General features: G+C 71.0%; 10 protein-coding genes. 1 reads left to right on the plus strand and 9 read right to left on the minus strand.

Annotated elements, in window-relative coordinates; translation table 11 throughout:
* Positions 1–170 precede the first annotated feature (170 nt).
* Positions 171–971, minus strand: coding sequence for a fumarylacetoacetate hydrolase family protein (locus tag LP52_RS04090; RefSeq protein ID WP_040270811.1), 801 nt, complete (start codon positions 969–971; stop codon positions 171–173).
* A gap of 266 nt (positions 972–1,237) precedes the next feature.
* Here LP52_RS04090 and LP52_RS28200 point away from each other — a divergent pair, with 266 nt between their 5' ends.
* Positions 1,238–2,191: a DUF3152 domain-containing protein gene (locus LP52_RS28200; protein ID WP_040270813.1), complete on the plus strand. Its 954-nt coding sequence runs from the start codon at positions 1,238–1,240 to the stop codon at positions 2,189–2,191.
* 33 nt (positions 2,192–2,224) lie between these two features.
* On the opposite strand, the gene cimA is transcribed toward LP52_RS28200, so the two are convergent.
* From cimA to LP52_RS04135, 8 genes are all read right to left on the minus strand, one after another.
* Positions 2,225–3,817, minus strand: coding sequence for a citramalate synthase (gene cimA, locus LP52_RS04100; protein ID WP_040270815.1), 1,593 nt, complete (start codon positions 3,815–3,817; stop codon positions 2,225–2,227).
* A 326-nt stretch (positions 3,818–4,143) separates the two neighbouring features.
* A complete protein-coding gene (locus tag LP52_RS04105; protein ID WP_040270817.1) occupies positions 4,144–5,262 on the minus strand; it encodes a branched-chain amino acid aminotransferase in 1,119 nt (372 codons plus the stop codon).
* 278 nt (positions 5,263–5,540) lie between these two features.
* Positions 5,541–6,608 carry a 3-isopropylmalate dehydrogenase gene (locus tag LP52_RS04110; protein WP_040270819.1) on the minus strand — a complete coding sequence of 356 codons (1,068 nt, stop codon included), beginning with the start codon at positions 6,606–6,608 and terminating at the stop codon, positions 5,541–5,543.
* Between the two features lie 712 nt (positions 6,609–7,320).
* Positions 7,321–8,913, minus strand: coding sequence for a phosphoglycerate dehydrogenase (gene serA, locus LP52_RS04115; protein WP_040270822.1), 1,593 nt, complete (start codon positions 8,911–8,913; stop codon positions 7,321–7,323).
* A gap of 322 nt (positions 8,914–9,235) precedes the next feature.
* On the minus strand, positions 9,236–10,231 hold the full coding sequence (ilvC, locus tag LP52_RS04120) for a ketol-acid reductoisomerase (RefSeq protein WP_193789939.1): 996 nt from the start codon (positions 10,229–10,231) through the stop codon (positions 9,236–9,238).
* A 138-nt stretch (positions 10,232–10,369) separates the two neighbouring features.
* Positions 10,370–10,894, minus strand: a complete 525-nt coding sequence (gene ilvN, locus LP52_RS04125; protein ID WP_040270824.1) for an acetolactate synthase small subunit — start codon at positions 10,892–10,894, stop codon at positions 10,370–10,372.
* Positions 10,895–10,940: 46 nt separating this feature from the next.
* A complete protein-coding gene (locus tag LP52_RS04130) occupies positions 10,941–12,749 on the minus strand; it encodes an acetolactate synthase large subunit (RefSeq protein WP_274518776.1) in 1,809 nt (602 codons plus the stop codon).
* 613 nt (positions 12,750–13,362) lie between these two features.
* Positions 13,363–16,065, minus strand: a complete 2,703-nt coding sequence (locus LP52_RS04135) for a putative bifunctional diguanylate cyclase/phosphodiesterase (RefSeq protein ID WP_040270826.1) — start codon at positions 16,063–16,065, stop codon at positions 13,363–13,365.
* Positions 16,066–16,833 lie beyond the last annotated feature (768 nt).

Consider the following 16,833-nt stretch of genomic DNA (forward strand, 5'->3'; position numbering starts at 1 on the left):
ACGGCGCCGCCCCGCGGCCGTGGCGGCGTGCCCTCGGCGGACTCCGCGTGGCCGGGTCCGGGCGGGCGCCGGACGCAACGGCGCCGCCGGGCCGGAGGGGCCGCGGCGGTGCACCCGCCGAGAGCCGGGCGGCGGGGGCGGCGCCGGTGCTCTGCCGGGTAGGGCGGGCGTCAGTCGCGGGTGATCACACGGTTGGTGAGCTCTCCGACGCGCTCGACCGCCACCGTCATCTCGGCGCCGACGTCCACCGGCCCGACACCGGCCGGGGTTCCGGTGAGCACGACGTCGCCCGGCAGCAGGGTCATGAACGAGCTGATGTAGGCGATCATCGCGGGGATGTCGTGGATGAACTGCGAGGTGCGCCCGTCCTGGCGGACCTCGCCGTCGACGGTGGTGGTCACCCGCAGGTCGCCCGCCTCCTCCAGGGTGAGGCCGGTCTCGATCCACGGTCCGATCGGGCAGAAGGAGTCGAAGCCTTTGCCCCGCGTCCACTGCTTGTCGGACTTCTGCAAGTCGCGCGCTGTGACGTCGTTGGCCACGGTGTAGCCGAAGACGACCTCCTTGGCGCGCTCGCGCGGAACCTCGCGGCAGGGGCGCGAGATCACCACGGCCAACTCGCCCTCGAAGTCCACGCGCTGGGAGATCGGAGGGTAGAACACCGGGTCGCCCGGGCCGGTGACCGCCGTGGAGGGCTTGAGGAAGACCACCGGCTCCTCGGTGCTCTCGCCGGTGATCTCGCTCATCTCGGCGACGTGGTCGGCGTAGTTCTTGCCGATGCACACGACCTTGCTGGGCAGCACCGGCGACAGCAGCCGCACATCCTCGACCTTGGCGCGTTCACCCGTGAGCTGGATCTGACCCATCAGCGGGTGCCCGCTGATCCGCGACACGTACTCCTGGCCGCTTTCCTCGTCGGCGTCGATCAAGCCGTACCCGACATCGTCACTCACGGAGAATCTTGCGATGCGCACGTCTGCTGCCTGCCTGTTCTCGCCACTTCGACAATCCTTCGTCCGCGACCAGAGTACCCAGGTCCGCGGCGGGCGACGGCGTGTCCGCCGACGGCGGTACAGCACACAGGGGACGGCACGCGCTTTTCGGGCACTTTGGACAAGGCACGGTTTCCGTGTCGTTTCTGCGATGCTGGGAACGGTCCCACACGCCTCCGCTGCACTGTCCGCGCCGATCGCCGGGCCCGTCCCGGCCCGACGCTCCGAGCCCGCAGAAAGGCCGCCGCTTGTCCCATCCCTCTGCCAACCCCGCCCGCGGGCCCCGCGGCTCGCGCGGCCGGCGGCGCCGCGGACTCGCGCTGCTGGCCGGCCTGGTCGTGCTCGCCGCCGGCACCGGTCTGCTCCTCGTGGACCAGCGGGCGCCGGAGCTGCTGACCGGGGAGGAGACCGGCAGCGCCACCACCGGGCCGCAGTCCGATGACACTGGCGCCGCCTCGGCCACCGCCACGGCTCCGCAGCCCTCCGAGGGCACCGACGGCCCGGGCTCCGGCAGCGGTGGAGGCGGCGGTGACGGCGAGGCCTCCCCCGCCGACTCCCCGGACGCCACGCCGACCGAGGAGCAGACCGGCCAGTCTCAGGACGGGGACTCGCCCACACCCCGGGACAGCCCCTCCGACGACGGCCTTCCCGCGGTGATGAGCTCGGTGGAGGAGGAGGTCGACGAAGCCGAGGGCGAGCTGGAGGTCGTCCCCGGCAAGAGCGAGCCCGCGGGCAAGGGGCCGCGGATGCGCTACACCGTCGAGGTCGAGAAGGGCCTGCCCGGCGATGCGGCCGACTTCGCCGCCGCCGTCGAGCAGATCCTCGCCGACAAGCGCGGCTGGCGCGGTGAGGAGGGGGTGTCCATGCAGCGCGTGGACAAGGGCGACGCGGACTTCACCGTGGCCCTGGCCGCCCCCGAGACCGTCGACCGGCTGTGCGCGCCACTGCAGACCATGGGCCGTGTCTCCTGCACCAAGGGCGACCGGGCGATCATCAACCAGAACCGCTGGGTCTCGGGCGTGGAGCACTTCGACGGCGACCTGCGCACGTACCGGATCTACGTGATCAACCACGAGGTCGGCCATGCGCTGGGCCGCGGCCACGTCTCCTGCCCCGGCAGGGGGGAGCCCGCTCCGGTCATGCAGCAGCAGACCTTCGGCCTCCAGGGCTGCGAGCCCAACGGGTGGGTGCAGCAGCCGTGACCCCGCACCCCGCCGGGCCCGGCGGCACCGGCCTCAGTCCTGCTGATAACCCTGGCGCAGCAGGCCGTAGGCCATCGCGTCCTTGAGCGCGATCCAGGACGCGTCGATGACGTTCTCGCCGACCCCGACCGTGGTCCACTCGCCGCGGCCGTCGCCGAAGGTCACCAGGATCCGGGTGACCGCGCCGGTGCCGGAGTTGCCCTCGAGGATGCGCACCTTGTAGTCGGTCAGCTCCAGCCCTGCCAGCGCGGTGTAGACGCCCTCCATGGAGCTGCGCAGCGCCCGGTCCAACGCGTTGACCGGCCCGTTCCCCTCGGCGGTGGCGATCACACGCTCGCCCTTGACCTGCAGCTTGACGGTGGCTTCGCTGACCGCCTTGTCTCCTTCGTCGCCGCCGCGGCGCTCGGAGATGACCCGCCAGGACTCGGCCTCGAAGTAGCGCACCGGGCTGCCCAGCTCCTCGCGCAGCAGCAGCTCCAGCGACGCGTCGGCGGCCTCGAAGCTGTAGCCGCTGAGCTCCAGCTCCTTGATCCTGTCGACCAGCCGGCCCAGCAGTTCGCGGTCGCCGGAGAGGTCGAAACCCAGCTCCTTGGCCTTGAGCTCGATGGAGGCGCGCCCGGCCATGTCCGAGACCAGCATCCGCATGTCGTTGCCCACCAGCACCGGGTCGATGTGCTGGTAGAGGTCGGGGTCGACCTTGATCGCCGAGGCGTGCAGCCCGGCCTTGTGCGCGAAGGCCGAGACCCCCACGTAGGGCTGGTGCGTGGACGGCGAGATGTTGACGATCTCGGCGACGGCCTGGGAGACGCGGGTCATCCGCGGCAGGCAGCCCTCCGGGAGCACGTCGCGGCCCTGCTTCAGCGCCAGCGCGCCCACGACCGAGAACAGGTTGGCGTTGCCCACCCGCTCGCCGTAGCCGTTGGCGGTGCACTGCACGTGCGTGGCGCCGGCATCGACGGCGGCCAGCGTGTTGGCCACGGCGCAGCCGGTGTCGTCCTGGGCGTGGATGCCCAGCCGTGCGCCGGAGGCGGCGGCCACGTCGCCGACGATGCGGGTGACGTCGCAGGGCAGCATCCCGCCGTTGGTGTCGCACAGCACGACGACGTCGACGCCGGCCTCGGCCGCGGCGCGCACCACGCTGACGGCGTAGTCGGGGTCGTGGAGGTAGCCGTCGAAGAAGTGCTCGCAGTCGAGGAAGACGCGCTTGCCGTGCTCGCGCAGGTGGGCGACGGTGTCGGCGATCATGGCGAGGTTCTCCTCGCCGGTGGTGCGCAGCGCGCGCTCCACGTGGCGGATGTCGCTTTTGGCGACCAGGGTGACCACGGGAGCGCCCGAGTCACGCAGCGCGGCGACCTGCGGGTCCTCGGCCGCCTGCACGCCCGCCCGGCGGGTCGCGCCGAACGCGCACAGCTGCGCGTGCTCCAGCGCCAGCTCTTGTGAAGCCCGCTGGAAGAACTCGGTGTCCTTGGGGTTCGCTCCCGGCCATCCGCCTTCGATGAAGCGCACGCCGAACTCGTCGAGGAGCTTGGCGATGGCGAGCTTGTCGGCGACGGTCAGGTTGACGCCCTCTCGCTGGGCCCCGTCGCGCAGAGTCGTGTCGAAGACGTGGAAACGGTCGTCAGGCATGGGTGCGAACTCCCGGATGTGTGCTGTCGTTGTCGCGGCCCCGCCGGCGGCAATAAAAAAGACCCCTCGTGGACACGAGAGGTCAGCGCGCTGGCGAGGTCCGGTTTCAGCCAGCGCGCCTCACGATAATGATCACCTGAGACGGCACGTTCATCAGTGTGCCACACGTGCGCGCCGGAGTCCGCATAATCGACATCTTCGTCTCGAATAGCGAGACGCCGTGGGTGTTCCGACTGGTATGCGGCGGCCCGCCCGCTTCGCCGTAGTGCGCCCGAGCCGACTGGGGAGCCGACCGGGGAGGCGAGCGGGCCGCGTCGCGCAGCGGCCTACGCGAGCGTGCGCACCCAGCCGTGGGTGTCGGGGCGGGTGCCGTACTGCAGGGCCACGAGCTCCTCGCGAAGCCCCATGGTGACCGGGCCCGCCTGGCCGTCGCCGATGGTGAACTCGGTACCGGGGCCTTTTACGTGGCCGACGGGGGTGATGACCGCGGCCGTTCCGCATGCGAAGACCTCGGTGAGCTCACCGCTCTGGGCGGCGCGGCGCCACTCGTCGGTGGAGATGGAGCCCTCCTCGGTGGGAAAGCCCAGCTCGGGCCCCAGGGTCAGCAGGGAGTCGCGGGTGATGCCCGGCAGCAGCGTGCCGGTGAGCGCCGGGGTGAGCAGCCGTGCCTCGTCGCCCGAGCCGAAGACGAAGAACAGGTTCATCCCGCCCATCTCCTCGACCCAGCGGTGCTCTTTGGCGTCGAGCCAGACGACCTGGTCGCAGCCCTGCTGCACCGCCTGGGACTGGGCGACGAAGCTGGAGGCGTAGTTGCCGGCGAACTTGGCCTCGCCGGTGCCGCCGGGCGCCGCGCGGGTGTAGTCCTCGCTCAGCCACACCGAGACCGGCTTGATGCCGCCCGAGAAGTAGGGCCCCGAAGGCGAGGCGATGAGCACGAACCTGTAGCTGCGCGAGGGGTGGTTGACCCCCAGTCCGACGTCGGTGGCGAACATGAACGGACGCAGGTACAGGCTGCTGTTGGGCTGGGACGGGATCCACTCGGAGTCGTGGCTCAGCAGGGTCTCGATCGCACCGAGGAACAGCTCCTCGGGCAGCTCCGGCATCGCCATGCGGCGCGCGCTGCGGTTGAACCGCGCGGCGTTGGCCTCCGGGCGGAAGCAGGCGACCTCGCCGCCGGGGTGGCGGTAGGACTTCAGCCCCTCGAAGATCTCCTGCGCGTAGTGCAGGGAAGCCGTGGCCGGATCGAGCGTCAGGGGACCGTAGGGCTCCAGGCGCGGGTCGTACCAGCCCTTGCCCTCCATGTAGTCGATGCTCACCATGTGGTCGGTGAACACGGTGCCGAACCCGGGATTCTCCAGCAATTGCTCGCGCTCCTGCGGGGTCTTCCGCTGGGCCGAGAGCTGGACGTCGAACGTCAACCCGCTTGTGGTGGTGCTGCTGTTCATTGGGTCAGGTCCTCTCCGTACATCGGGGCGGCAGCACTGCCGCCCCGGATTCCAGTGTGACGGAAACGACGCACCCGCGGCCATAGACCTCCACAGGCCGCCACCCTGCCGGAACCGGTACCGGAAAGGCCAGGACACCGGCCGGCGGCGGCGCGGAAGGGCAGCACACGGCGGGCGCGCCGGTCGATCGGCGCGCCCGCTGCGGCGTGGAACTCCTGGGTGTCCGCGCACCCGGCCGTGCCGATCGTCGAATCAGCAGGGCCGAGGCGCGGCGCGGCTCAGCCCTGCCCGGCTACTCGCTTGGCGATGTCGTCGCCGATGGCCGACGTGGAGCGCTCGTCGGCGGCGAGTTCGGCGCGCACGCGCAGGTCCTCGGAGACGGCCTCCTCGACCTTGCGGGCGGCGGCGTCCAGGCCGAGGTGGTCGAGCATGATGACAGCCGACAGCACGGTGGCGGTGGGGTCGGCCTTGCCCTGGCCGGCGATGTCGGGCGCCGAGCCGTGCACGGGCTCGAACATGCTCGGGAAGTCGTTCTCCGGGTTGATGTTGCCGCTGGCGGCCATACCGATGCCGCCGGCCACGGCCGCCCCGAGGTCGGTGATGATGTCGCCGAAGAGGTTGTCGGTGACCACCACGTCGAAGCGCTGCGGTTGGGAGACGAAGAACATCGCGGCGGCGTCGACGTGGGAGTAGTCGACCGAGACCTCGGGGAACTCCGCTCCGACCTCGCGCACGACCCGCTGCCACAGTTCACCGGCGTAGGTCAGCACGTTGTCCTTGTGCACCAGCGTGAGCTTCTTGCGCGGGCGCTGGGCGGCCTTGGCGAAGGCGAAACGCACCACGCGCTCGACACCCAGGCGGGTGTTGACGCTGTCCTGGGTCGCGATCTCGTCGGGGGTGCCCTTGCGCAGGACGCCGCCCATGCCGGCGTAAGGCCCCTCGGTGCCCTCGCGCACGACGAGGATGTCCATGTCCTCGGGCCGCACACCGGCCAGCGGCGTGCCCACACCGGGATACAGCCGCACCGGGCGCAGGTTGACGTAGTGGGAGAAGGCGAAGCGCAGCCGCAGCAGCAGGCCGCGCTCCAGCACGCCGCTGGGCACGCTGGGGTCGCCCACCGCGCCCAGCAGGATGGCGTCGTGGCCGCGCAGCTCTTCTTCGACCGAGTCGGGCAGCGTCTCGCCGGTCCGGTGCCACCGGCGGGCGCCGAGCTCGTACTCGGTGGTCTCGAAGACGACGTCGTGCTCCGAGGCGGCGGCGGTGAGGACCTTGAGTCCCTCGGCCACCACCTCGGGGCCGATCCCGTCGCCGGGGATGACGGCCAGATTCACGGTGCGCGCAGCCATTAGCAGCCCAGCCCCTACTCAGTGATTCGGTGGTGTCGGACCGGCCTCGGCGCGGGGCGGGCGGGTCCGCGCGAACCCGACCGCCTCTCACATGCTGAGACCCCAGACAACGTTCAGTGAGACAAGACTAGCGCCCCGCGGAGCCTCCGTTGTCGCGGCGGTCCAATGCGACCTGCACAGCCTCGGTGGCTTCGGCGGAATCGGTATCGGCGGGTGCGGGAGTGGTGTCGTACACGGCTCTCCTCCGGGTGACGCGGCCGCGGCCACGCCGGGCCGCGGTACAAGCTGATCGGGAAGCGAAAGCGGGATCCCGGCGCTCCGGCGCCGCCGGTGCGGGCGGCACGGCGCGGCAGTCCGCCGAACGGGTGGCTCGGCAGGGGCCGGGACGGACGCTGCCGCGACGGACGTCGGCGCGGACAGCGGGCGAAGCGCGCACTTGTCCCGAGCCGGGGTGGTGCCGGGCGGCCGCGGTCCCCGATGTGCCGGGCGGGCCGTGCGCGAGGCGTCGGCGGCTGTGTCGCCGCGCGCCATCTCTTAGGAAGACAGACTATCGGACGTCCGAATAACCCGCCAGCCTGCGCCGGCGACTTCATGCCGAACGGCGCTGCGAGCGCAGCCGTGAAACAACGCTGAGGGCCGTCCGCGCGGTCGCGGACGGCCCTCAGCGTGCTCGCGGCGCCCCCGGCTCAGCGGGGCGCCGCGGGACGTGCCGCTAGTCCTCCAGGTTGACCTGGCGGGTCTGCGACGCCTGGATCTCGGTGGAGATCTCCTCGAGGATCGGGCTGGGGACCTCGGAGTCGACGGTCAGCGTGATCAGCGCCGTACCTCCCTCCGTGTCCCGGCTGACCTGCATGCCGGCGATGTTGACCTGGGCCTCGCCCAGCAGCGCGCCGACCTTGCCGACGATGCCGGGGCGGTCGTGGTAGGAGAGGAACGCCATGTGCTCGCTGACCGGGATCTCCATGCTGTAGCCGTTGATCTCCACCAGCTTCTCGTGGTGGCGCGGGCCCGTCAGCGTGCCCGAGACCGACACCCGCTGGCCGTCGGGCATCAGCCCGCGCACGGTGATCAGGTTGCGCCAGTCGGAGTTGTCGTCGCTGGTGACCAGGTTCACCTCGACACCGCGCTCCTTGGCCAGCAGCGGGGCGTTGACGAAGGTCACGGTCTCTTCGACGACGTCGCCGAAGACGCCCTTGAGCGCCGCGAGCTCCAGCACCTTGACGTCGTGGGCGGCGATCTCGCCGCGGACCTCGATGTCGATGCGGTCGGCGACCCCGCGGGCCAGCGAGGTGAAGATGCGGCCGAGCTTCTCGGTCAGCGGCAGGCCCGGCTTGACGTCCTCGGCCACAGCGCCGCCCTGCACGTTGACGGCGTCGGGCACGAACTCGCCGGACAGGGCGAGCTTCACCGAGCGGACGACCTGGGTGCCGGCCTTCTCCTGGGCCTCGGCGGTGCTGGCGCCCAGGTGGGGGGCGACCACGACGTTGTCGCCGAACTCGAACAGCGGGCTGTCGGTGCAGGGCTCGGAGGCCCACACGTCGATGCCCGCGCCGGCCACACGGCCTTCCTTGATGGCGCGGTAGAGCGCGTCCTCGTTCAGGATGCCGCCGCGCGCGGCGTTGATGACGCGCACGCCCGGCTTGACCTTGGACAGCGCCTCGTCGCCGATGAGGCCGAGGGTGTCCTTGTTCTTGGGCAGGTGGATGGTGATGTAGTCGCTGCGCCGCAGCAGCTCGTCGAGGCTGACCATCTCGACGCCGATCTGCGCCGCGCGGGAGGGCTGCACGTACGGGTCGTAGGCGACGATGTGGGTGCCGAAGGCCGCGAGCCGCTGGGCGACCAGCTGGCCGATGCGGCCCAGGCCGACGACGCCCACGGTCTTGTCGTAGACCTCGACGCCGGTGTACTTGGAACGCTTCCACTCGCCGTTGATCAGCGCGTTGTGCGCGGGCGCGGTGTTGCGCGACGTCGCCAGCAGTAGGTTGATGGCCTGCTCGGCGGCGCTGATGATGTTGGACGTGGGGGCGTTGACGACGAGGACGCCGGCCTTGGTCGCCGCGTCGACGTCGACGTTGTCCAGTCCCACCCCGGCGCGCGCCACGACCTTGAGCCGGGGGGCGGCGGCCAGCGCCTCGGCGTCGACCTGCGTCGCGCTGCGGACGATCAGAGCGTCGACGTCTTCGAGGGCGGGCAGCAGCTCGGACCGGTCGGCGCCGTTGGCGTGGCGGACCTCGAAGTCGCCTTCCAGCAGCGCGAGACCGGCGGGGGAGAGTTCTTCCGCGACGAGAACGGAGGGCTTAGGCACAGCTTGCTTCCTTATTCGGGTTGCGGCGTGGCCGCGTTTTCGCGGCTGGTCCTTTCCCACATCGGTGGGCTCGTTCGGTTGTGACGGCCACCAAAAGTCTAGTGCGCCGGTGGGTTTCGCTCGGGAAAGGGGGTACCGCTACGCCGCGGAAGAGCGCTGTGACCAGGCATCATGGCCTGCCCGCACACGGCGTCGCCGCGTCCGGGCCGCCGAAGCGGGCCACCCGGTGCCGCGCTCGCCCCAGACAGCGGCAGGCCGCCCCCGCGGCCCGCCCGTGCGAGGGCGGGGCGACGCGGGAGCGGCCGGTCGGCGGACTTTGAGTTCAGCCCTGCAGCCAGCTCATCAGCGGGCGCAGCTCGGCGCCCACCTTCTCGATGGGCTCGTTCTGCTCGGCCTCGCGGCGCTTGACGAAGGTGGGACGGCCGGCGTCGAACTCGGCCACCATCTCGCGGGCGTAGCTGCCGTCCTGGATCTCCGAGAGCACGCGGCGCATCTCCTCGCGGGTCTGCTCGGTGATGATGCGCGGGCCGCGGGTGTAGCCGCCGTACTCGGCGTTGTCGGAGACCGACCAGTTCATCTTGGAGATGCCGCCCTCGTACATGAGGTCGACGATGAGCTTCACCTCGTGCAGGCATTCGAAGTAGGCGACCTCGGGCTGGTAGCCGGCCTCGGTCAGGGTGGAGAACCCGGCCTTGATCAGCTCGGACAGGCCGCCGCAGAGCACGGTCTGCTCACCGAAGAGGTCGGTCTCGGTCTCCTCGGTGAAGGTGGTCTTCAGCGCGCCGGCGCGGGTGCCGCCGATGCCCTTGGCGTAGGACAGCGCCAGGCCCCAGGCCGAGCCGGAGGCGTCCTGCTCCACCGCCACCAGCACCGGTACGCCGCGCCCTTCCTCGAACTGGCGGCGCACCAGGTGACCCGGCCCCTTGGGGGCGATCATGGCGACGTCGACGTCGGCGGGCGGCTGGATGAGGCCGTAGCGGATGCTGAAGCCGTGGCCGAAGAACAGCGCGTCGCCGGCCTTGAGGTGGGGGGCGATCTCGTTGTTGTAGAGGTCGCGGTGGATGTGGTCGGGGACCAGCACCACGATGAGGTCGGCCTCCTCGGCGGCCTGGGCGGGGGTGGCCACGCGCAGCCCGGCCTCCTCGGCCTTCTGGCGGCTCTGGGAGCCCTCGGCCAGGCCGATGCGCACGTCCACGCCGGAGTCCCGCAGCGACAGCGCGTGCGCGTGCCCCTGGCTGCCGTAACCGATCACGGCGACGGTACGCCCTTGGATGATGCTGAGATCGGCGGCGTCGTCGTAGTACATCTCTGCTGCCACTTCGGCCTACTCCTTGCGTGTATGGAAAGCGTGTGTCGTCTGGTTTCGAACGGGGGCCGCCGCGCGCCCCGGGACGCGCGGCGGGTGCGGAACTCCGCCCGGGCGGCCGCGCCTTGTGGGCGCCGGCCGCGCCGGGGCTCACGCGCTGCGTTCTACCGCGCGCAGTGAGCGGTCGGTGATGGACCGGGGGCCGCGGCCCAGCGCGACCAGGCCCGACTTCACCAGTTCCTTGATGCCGAACGGTTCGAGGTTGCGCACCAGCGCGTCGAGCTTCTCCGGCTTGCCGGTGGCCTCGATCACCACGACGTCGGGTCCGACGTCGACGATGTTGGCGCGGAAGAGCTCGGCCGTCTGGATGACGGCGGCGCGGTTGGCGGTGTCGGCCTTGACCTTGGCCAGCAGGAGCTCCCTGCGGACCGCGGCGTCGTTGTCCATCTCGACGATCTTGATGACGTTGACCAGCTTGTTGAGCTGCTTGGTCACCTGCTCCAAGGGGTGGCGGTCGCAGTTGACCACGATCGTCATGCGGGACAGGCCCTCGTACTCGGTGGTGCTGACGCTGAGCGAGTTGATGTTGAACCCGCGCCGCGAGAACAACGCCGATGTCCGGGCGAGGATGCCGGGGGTGTCTTCCACGAGGACGGAAAGGGTGTGTTGGCTCATTGTGACGTCATCGCCTCTTTCGTGAACCTGACCGGTACCCGGTCCTCTAGTCCTCGTCGTCCCAGTCGGGCGCCATGTCGCGCGCGTACTGGATGTGGTCGTTGCTGGTTCCGGGGCCGACCATGGGCCAGACCATCGCGTCGTGGTTGACGGAGAAGTCCACGACCACCGGCGCGTCCTCGACGGCCATCGCCTTGTCGACGGTGGCGTCGATGTCCTCGGCCCGCTCGCAGCGCAGTCCGACACAACCGTACGCCTCCGCCAAGCGCACGAAGTCGGGAACGCGGACCTTCGCGTCGCGCGGCGCGGTCTGCAGATCGGTGTTGGAGTAGCGGCTCTCGTAGTAGAGGGTCTGCCACTGGCGGACCATGCCGAGGTTGCCGTTGTTGACGACGGCGACCTTGATCGGAATGCCCTCGATGGCGGCGGTGGCCAGCTCCTGGCTGGTCATCTGGAAGCAGCCGTCGCCGTCGACGGCCCACACGGTGCGCTCGGGATCGCCCACCTTCGCGCCGATCGCGGCGGGCACGGAGAAGCCCATGGTGCCCAGGCCGCCGGAGTTGATGAACGTGCCGGGCTTCTCGTAGCCGATGAACTGGGCGGCCCACATCTGGTGCTGGCCGACTCCGGCGACGTAGGACGCATCGGAACCGACGATCTGCCCCAGGCGCTCGATGACCTGCTGCGGGGCCAGGGTGCCGTCATCGGGCTCGTCGTAGCCCAGCGGGTAGACCTCGCGCAGCCGGTTCAGCTGGGACCACCAGGCCTCGTACTCGCCCTGGCGGCCGGACGCCTGGTCGTTGCGGACCGCCACGACCAGGTCTGCGATGACCTCGCGGCAGTCGCCGACGATGGGCACGTCGGCGTGGCGGTTCTTGGAGATCTCGGCCGGGTCGATGTCGGCGTGGACGATCTTGGCCTCGGGAGCGAAGCTGTCGAGGCGCCCGGTGACGCGGTCGTCGAAGCGGGCGCCCAGGGCGACGATCAGGTCGGCCCTCTGCAGCGCCCCCACCCCGGCGACGGTGCCGTGCATCCCCGGCATCCCCACGTTCTGCGGATGGCTGTCGGGAAAGACTCCGCGCGCCATGAGCGTGGTGGTCACCGGAACTCCGGTCAGCTCGGCCAGCACGCGCAGCTCCTGAGCGGCGCCGGCGCGCAGCACGCCGCCGCCGACGTAGAAGACGGGCCGACGGGCCTCGGCGATCATGCGGGCGGCCTCGCGCACCTGCTTGCCGTGCGGCTTGGTGACGGGCCGGTAGCCGGGCATGTCCAGCTTCTGCGGCCATGCGAACTCGGTGGAGGCCTGGAGCGCGTCCTTGGCGATGTCGACGAGGACGGGGCCGGGACGCCCGGTGGAGGCGATGTGGAAGGCCTCGGCGATGGTGCGCGGAATGTCCTCGGCGTTCTTGACCAGGAAATTGTGCTTGGTGATGGGCATCGTGATGCCGCAGATGTCGGCTTCCTGGAAGCCGTCGGTGCCGATCATCGGGGTGGCCACCTGCCCGGTGATGGCGACCATGGGCACCGAGTCCATGTGGGCGTCGGTGAGGGGGGTCACGAGGTTGGTCGCGCCGGGGCCGCTGGTGGCCATGCAGACGCCGGGACGCCCGGTGGCATAGGCGTAGCCCTCGGCTGCGTGGCCGGCCCCCTGCTCGTGGCGCATGAGGATGTGCCGCACGTTGGCCGAGTCGTACAGGGGGTCGTAGGCGGGCAGGATCGCCCCGCCGGGGATCCCGAAAACCACGTCGACACCGGCATGCTCCAGTGACCTGATGAGCGATTGCGCTCCGGTCATCTGCTCGGTCATCACAAGATCCTTCGGAGAGGGCTCGTCAGTCGGGAGGTGCTTGAGCAACAAAAAACCCCCCACCGCGAGTGCGGTTGGAGGGCGCGCGCAGCAAGAGACTTGGTCAGCTGGCTGCGCGCCGACCAAGTACGAGAATGAGGAAGAAGTCGCTCTGCACGGTCACAACAATGGCCGAGCCGACAGACGCCCGTCAACTGGAACGCAAATTTATCTCATGATCTGAGACGCATCGATCATCATGCGAGTGCGACCCAGGTCACAGTCACGTCCGTGCGCAGCGGGAATCGACTCCCGAGCGCGGTGGAATTCCGCCATTCGGTATCCACCGGGCTTTCCGGAGCATTCTTCGGCATTCCGGAGGATCGGTCGGGGAGACGGGAGGGCGCGTACGCGAGAGGGGTGAGGCCCCGCCGCGATCCGCCTGGAGCCGGTGACCCCAGGCCCCCGGAGGCCGCGGCAACAGGGCTCCGAGCGCGGAGCGCATGCGCCCGCCTGGCGCCGAACGAGGGGGAACCGCCCCGTGCACACGGCACCGCCGCCGGGGTGGGGACGGTACACCTGCACACCCGCGGCGCGGAGGCGCTCCCCACCCCCGGACGCCGATGGCGCGGAGCCTCTCCCCGCTCCTGCGCCACCGCGCCGCGGAGCGTCTAGTGGAGGTCTACAGGGGGATACCGGCCTCGCCGCCCACGAGTGCCTCGACACCCTCGGCGACCATGGGGCGGGCCACCAGGAAGCCCTGGCCGTAGCCGCAGCCCATCGTGCGCAACTGCTCCAGCTGCTCGCTGCGTTCGATGCCCTCGGCCACCACCTGCACGCCCAGGTCCTGGCCGAGCCGGATGATGGTGTGGGTCAGCAGGGTGACGGTGCCGTCGGTGCCCAGGTCGCGTATGAACGACGGGTCGATCTTGATGGTGTCCACCCGCAGCTCGCGCAGGTGCGCCAACGACGCGTAGCCCATGCCGAAGTCGTCGATGGCCAGGCGTACGCCCAGCCGCCGCAGCTGGGCCAGCCGCTCCACGGCCTCGCCCTGGCTCTCCAGCACGACCTCCTCGTCGACCTCCATGGTCAGCACCTCGGCGGGCAGACCGCTGTCGGCCAGGACGCCGGCCACCGTCTCGACGAACCGCGGCGCCAGAACCTGCTTGACCGACAGGTTCACCGACAGCGTGATGTCCCATTCCGAGGCCCGCCACAGCGCGACCTTCTCGCAGGCCTCACGCAGGATCCACTCCCCCAGCGGCGCGATCAGCCCCGACTCCTCGGCCGGGCCGATGAAGCCCTCCGGCAGCACCCGCTCGTCGCCGTGCTGCCAGCGCACCAGCGCCTCCACGCCGGTCACCTGGGAGCTCTCCAGGTCCACCACCGGCTGGTACTCCAGCAGGAACTCGCCGTTGGCCAGCGCCTGGCGGAGCTGCGTCTGCAGCTCCAGGCGGCCCACGACCTTGGCGTGCATGTGGGCGGCGTAGATCTCCAGGCGGCCGCCTCCGCCCATCTCCTTGGCACGGGCCAGGGCCATGTCGGCGTTGCGCAGCAGCTCGCCGCTCTCCATGCCCGTCTCGGCGAAGGCCACCCCCGCGCTCGCCGAGAGCACCACCTCGCGGTCGGCCACCTGGAAGGGGTCGGCGCTGATCGCCCGTACCAGGCGCTCGGCGAAATCGACGATGTGCTGGGCGGTGGAGCTGTGCTCGATGAGCACGGCGAACTCGTCACCGCCCCAGCGCGCCAGCGTGAATCCGGAGTCGGTGGTGGCGCGCAACCGCCGCCCCGCCTGGGCGAGCAGGTAGTCGCCGAAGGTGTGCCCGGCGGAGTCGTTGACCGCGGTGAAGCCGTCCAGGTCGAGGAAGACCGCGGCGATCTCACCTCCGGCCTGGCCGCGCTCGCGGCGCACCAGCACCTCGCGCGCACGCTCCTCCAGGTAGGCGCGGTTGGGCAGGCCGGTGATGCCGTCGTGGAAGGTCAGGTGGTTCACCTGGTCCTCCAGCGCCACCTGGGCACTGATGTCTCGGGTGGTCACCAGCAGGCGGTCGGGCTCGCCGGGCTGCTCGTACAGCGAGGCGGTGGACTCGGTGTGGCGCCAGGTTCCGTCACCGGCGCGCACGCGCAGCCGCAGGTGGATGCCCTCGCCGCCGCTGCGGTCGAACGAGGCCATCGCCTCCTCGACCAGCGGCAGGTCCTCGGGGTGCACGATCGACGTGACTGGTTCGGTGAGCAGGTCGTCGAGCCGGTAGCCGAACGCCTCGGCCGCGCCGGGGCTGACGTAGAAGATGCGGGCGTCGAAGTCGAGGATGAGGATGACGTCGCCGCTGTTCTTCGCGAGTTCGTGGAAGTGCTGCTCGCGGGTGTACACCATCCGCGACAGCGTGGCGTTCTCCTCCAGCAGCCCGCTCATCCGCACCAGCAGCACCAGCACCGCCGATCCCGCCGCCAGCGGCAGCACCGGCGCCCACCCGTCGACGCGCACCGCCGCGATGGTCAGCACCACCGCGGCCGCGAAAAGCGCGCCGAAGGCGGCGATCTCGGGGGCGAAGCGGTAGAGCCCGCGCCCGGTGATCGTGCGCGGACGGGCGCCGGCGCGGTCGGTGATCAGCCACGGCAGGCTGGCCAGCAGCGCGAAACCGAGGAACCGCACCGGGTACTCGATGCCGCCTGCGGGCAGCCCGCCGGTCAGCCGCGTGACCGCGCCGATGAGGTCGGCACCGCAGATGATCACGAACGCGCCGATGGCCAGCAGCACGGCGCGGCGTGTGCTGTGCGGCGAGGTGAACACCAGCGGGGCCAGCAGGCACAGCACGACGATGTCGGCGACCGGGTACACCAGCGCGAACGCGAGGAAGCCGCCGCTTTCGCCCAACTCGCTGTACAGCGGCGCGAACAGCAGCAGCCACACGATCGAGAACAGGGCCGCAGCGCACACGTAGCTGTCGGTGACGTGCCGGATGACCGGCCGGAAGCCGCGCGGCAGCGGCGCGAAGCGGGCGAACCCGGCGACGAACAGCGGCAGAGCCACCAGGGAGAACAGGTCGCCGAAGCTCAGCGAGACCGCTGCGTTGGTGCTCAGCAGGCCGGTGACCGCGTAGACGAGCGCACCGGCGCTCCAGGCCGCGGCGGCGAACCCCAGCAGGCGCAGCGCACCCGCTCCGTCGGCGCCCTCGGAGTTGGCCTCGCTGTCGGCGTCCGTGGCGGCCCTGAGGCGCGACGCGTACAGCAGCGACGCGGCGGCGCCCGCCGCGGCGACCGCGGGCGGCCACGACCCCAGCCAGACGGTGAGTGTGGTCTCGCCGACGCTGACGAGCGAGCCCAGCGCGTAGAAGAGCGCGAGGGCGACGACGGCTCCCAGCCAGATGCGCGAATCGGCCTTCATCGCAGCCCTCCCGAGCGGGCGCTGAAGACCGGATGGGCGGCGGATCCCACCGCGGCAACCGTGATCATCACTGGTAGGGCGCCTCGGCAGCGGCTTCCCGGCCGCGGCGAAGGCACCCGCCTCCTTCCGGAATGCGTGCCCTGTACGAGTCGTGCGGGCCGTTTCGGCCCTGCAGGGCGGATCTGGGGGATGGTCGAGGGCTGCGCGCCCCCGGGCACCGCCGCAGAGGCCTCTGCGAGCGGCTGATCGAGTGCTGCCGCCGCGCACCGCTCCCGTGCGCAGCCCGCCCTGTGGGGCGGAAGGCTCGGCGGCAGGGGTGCCCGGGCGCCGACGCGAGCGGCGAAGCGGTCAACGAAGGGATCCTCCTCCCGCACGGCCGGCGCTCGACGGTCGGGGCCGACCCACGGGGCGCGGCCGCGGTCGTGAGGCCGGTCCCCTTCGGTGCCGGGGCGTCGACTGCGGGTACCGGCACTGCTGCCCCGCAGCATCCGTTCCGCACCGCGGTGCGGATCGGGTCCGCCGCCGACTCGCTGGTCGCGTGTCTGCCGGTGCATCCGGTTCCCGCTTGATCAGGCTAGTCACCCAAGGTCACGCTGAGGTAGAGATGCAGCAGAGACACGGCGACGACCCGGTCACCGTCCGTGGTCCGGCCACGTCGCCGAGCGGATGCGCGCCCACCGCCGCGGAACTCCCCGTGTTCAACGGCTCCCCCCGATTCTCCGCAACCGTGCAGAACTCGGCGGCGCCTCCGCGCCGCGTGTCTCACCC

This window comes from Streptomonospora alba, assembly GCF_000826685.1.
Taxonomy (GTDB): domain Bacteria; phylum Actinomycetota; class Actinomycetes; order Streptosporangiales; family Streptosporangiaceae; genus Streptomonospora; species Streptomonospora alba.

What these genes read in the sequence shown, in the direction of transcription:
- LP52_RS04135 (WP_040270826.1), bottom strand. Translation starts at nt 16,065, where the DNA reads ATGAAGGCCGATTCGCGCATCTGGCTGGGAGCCGTCGTCGCCCTCGCG.
- LP52_RS04110 (WP_040270819.1), bottom strand. Translation starts at nt 6,608, where the DNA reads ATGGCTGCGCGCACCGTGAATCTGGCCGTCATCCCCGGCGACGGGATC.
- cimA (WP_040270815.1), bottom strand. Translation starts at nt 3,817, where the DNA reads ATGCCTGACGACCGTTTCCACGTCTTCGACACGACTCTGCGCGACGGG.
- ilvN (WP_040270824.1), bottom strand. Translation starts at nt 10,894, where the DNA reads ATGAGCCAACACACCCTTTCCGTCCTCGTGGAAGACACCCCCGGCATC.
- LP52_RS04105 (WP_040270817.1), bottom strand. Translation starts at nt 5,262, where the DNA reads ATGAACAGCAGCACCACCACAAGCGGGTTGACGTTCGACGTCCAGCTC.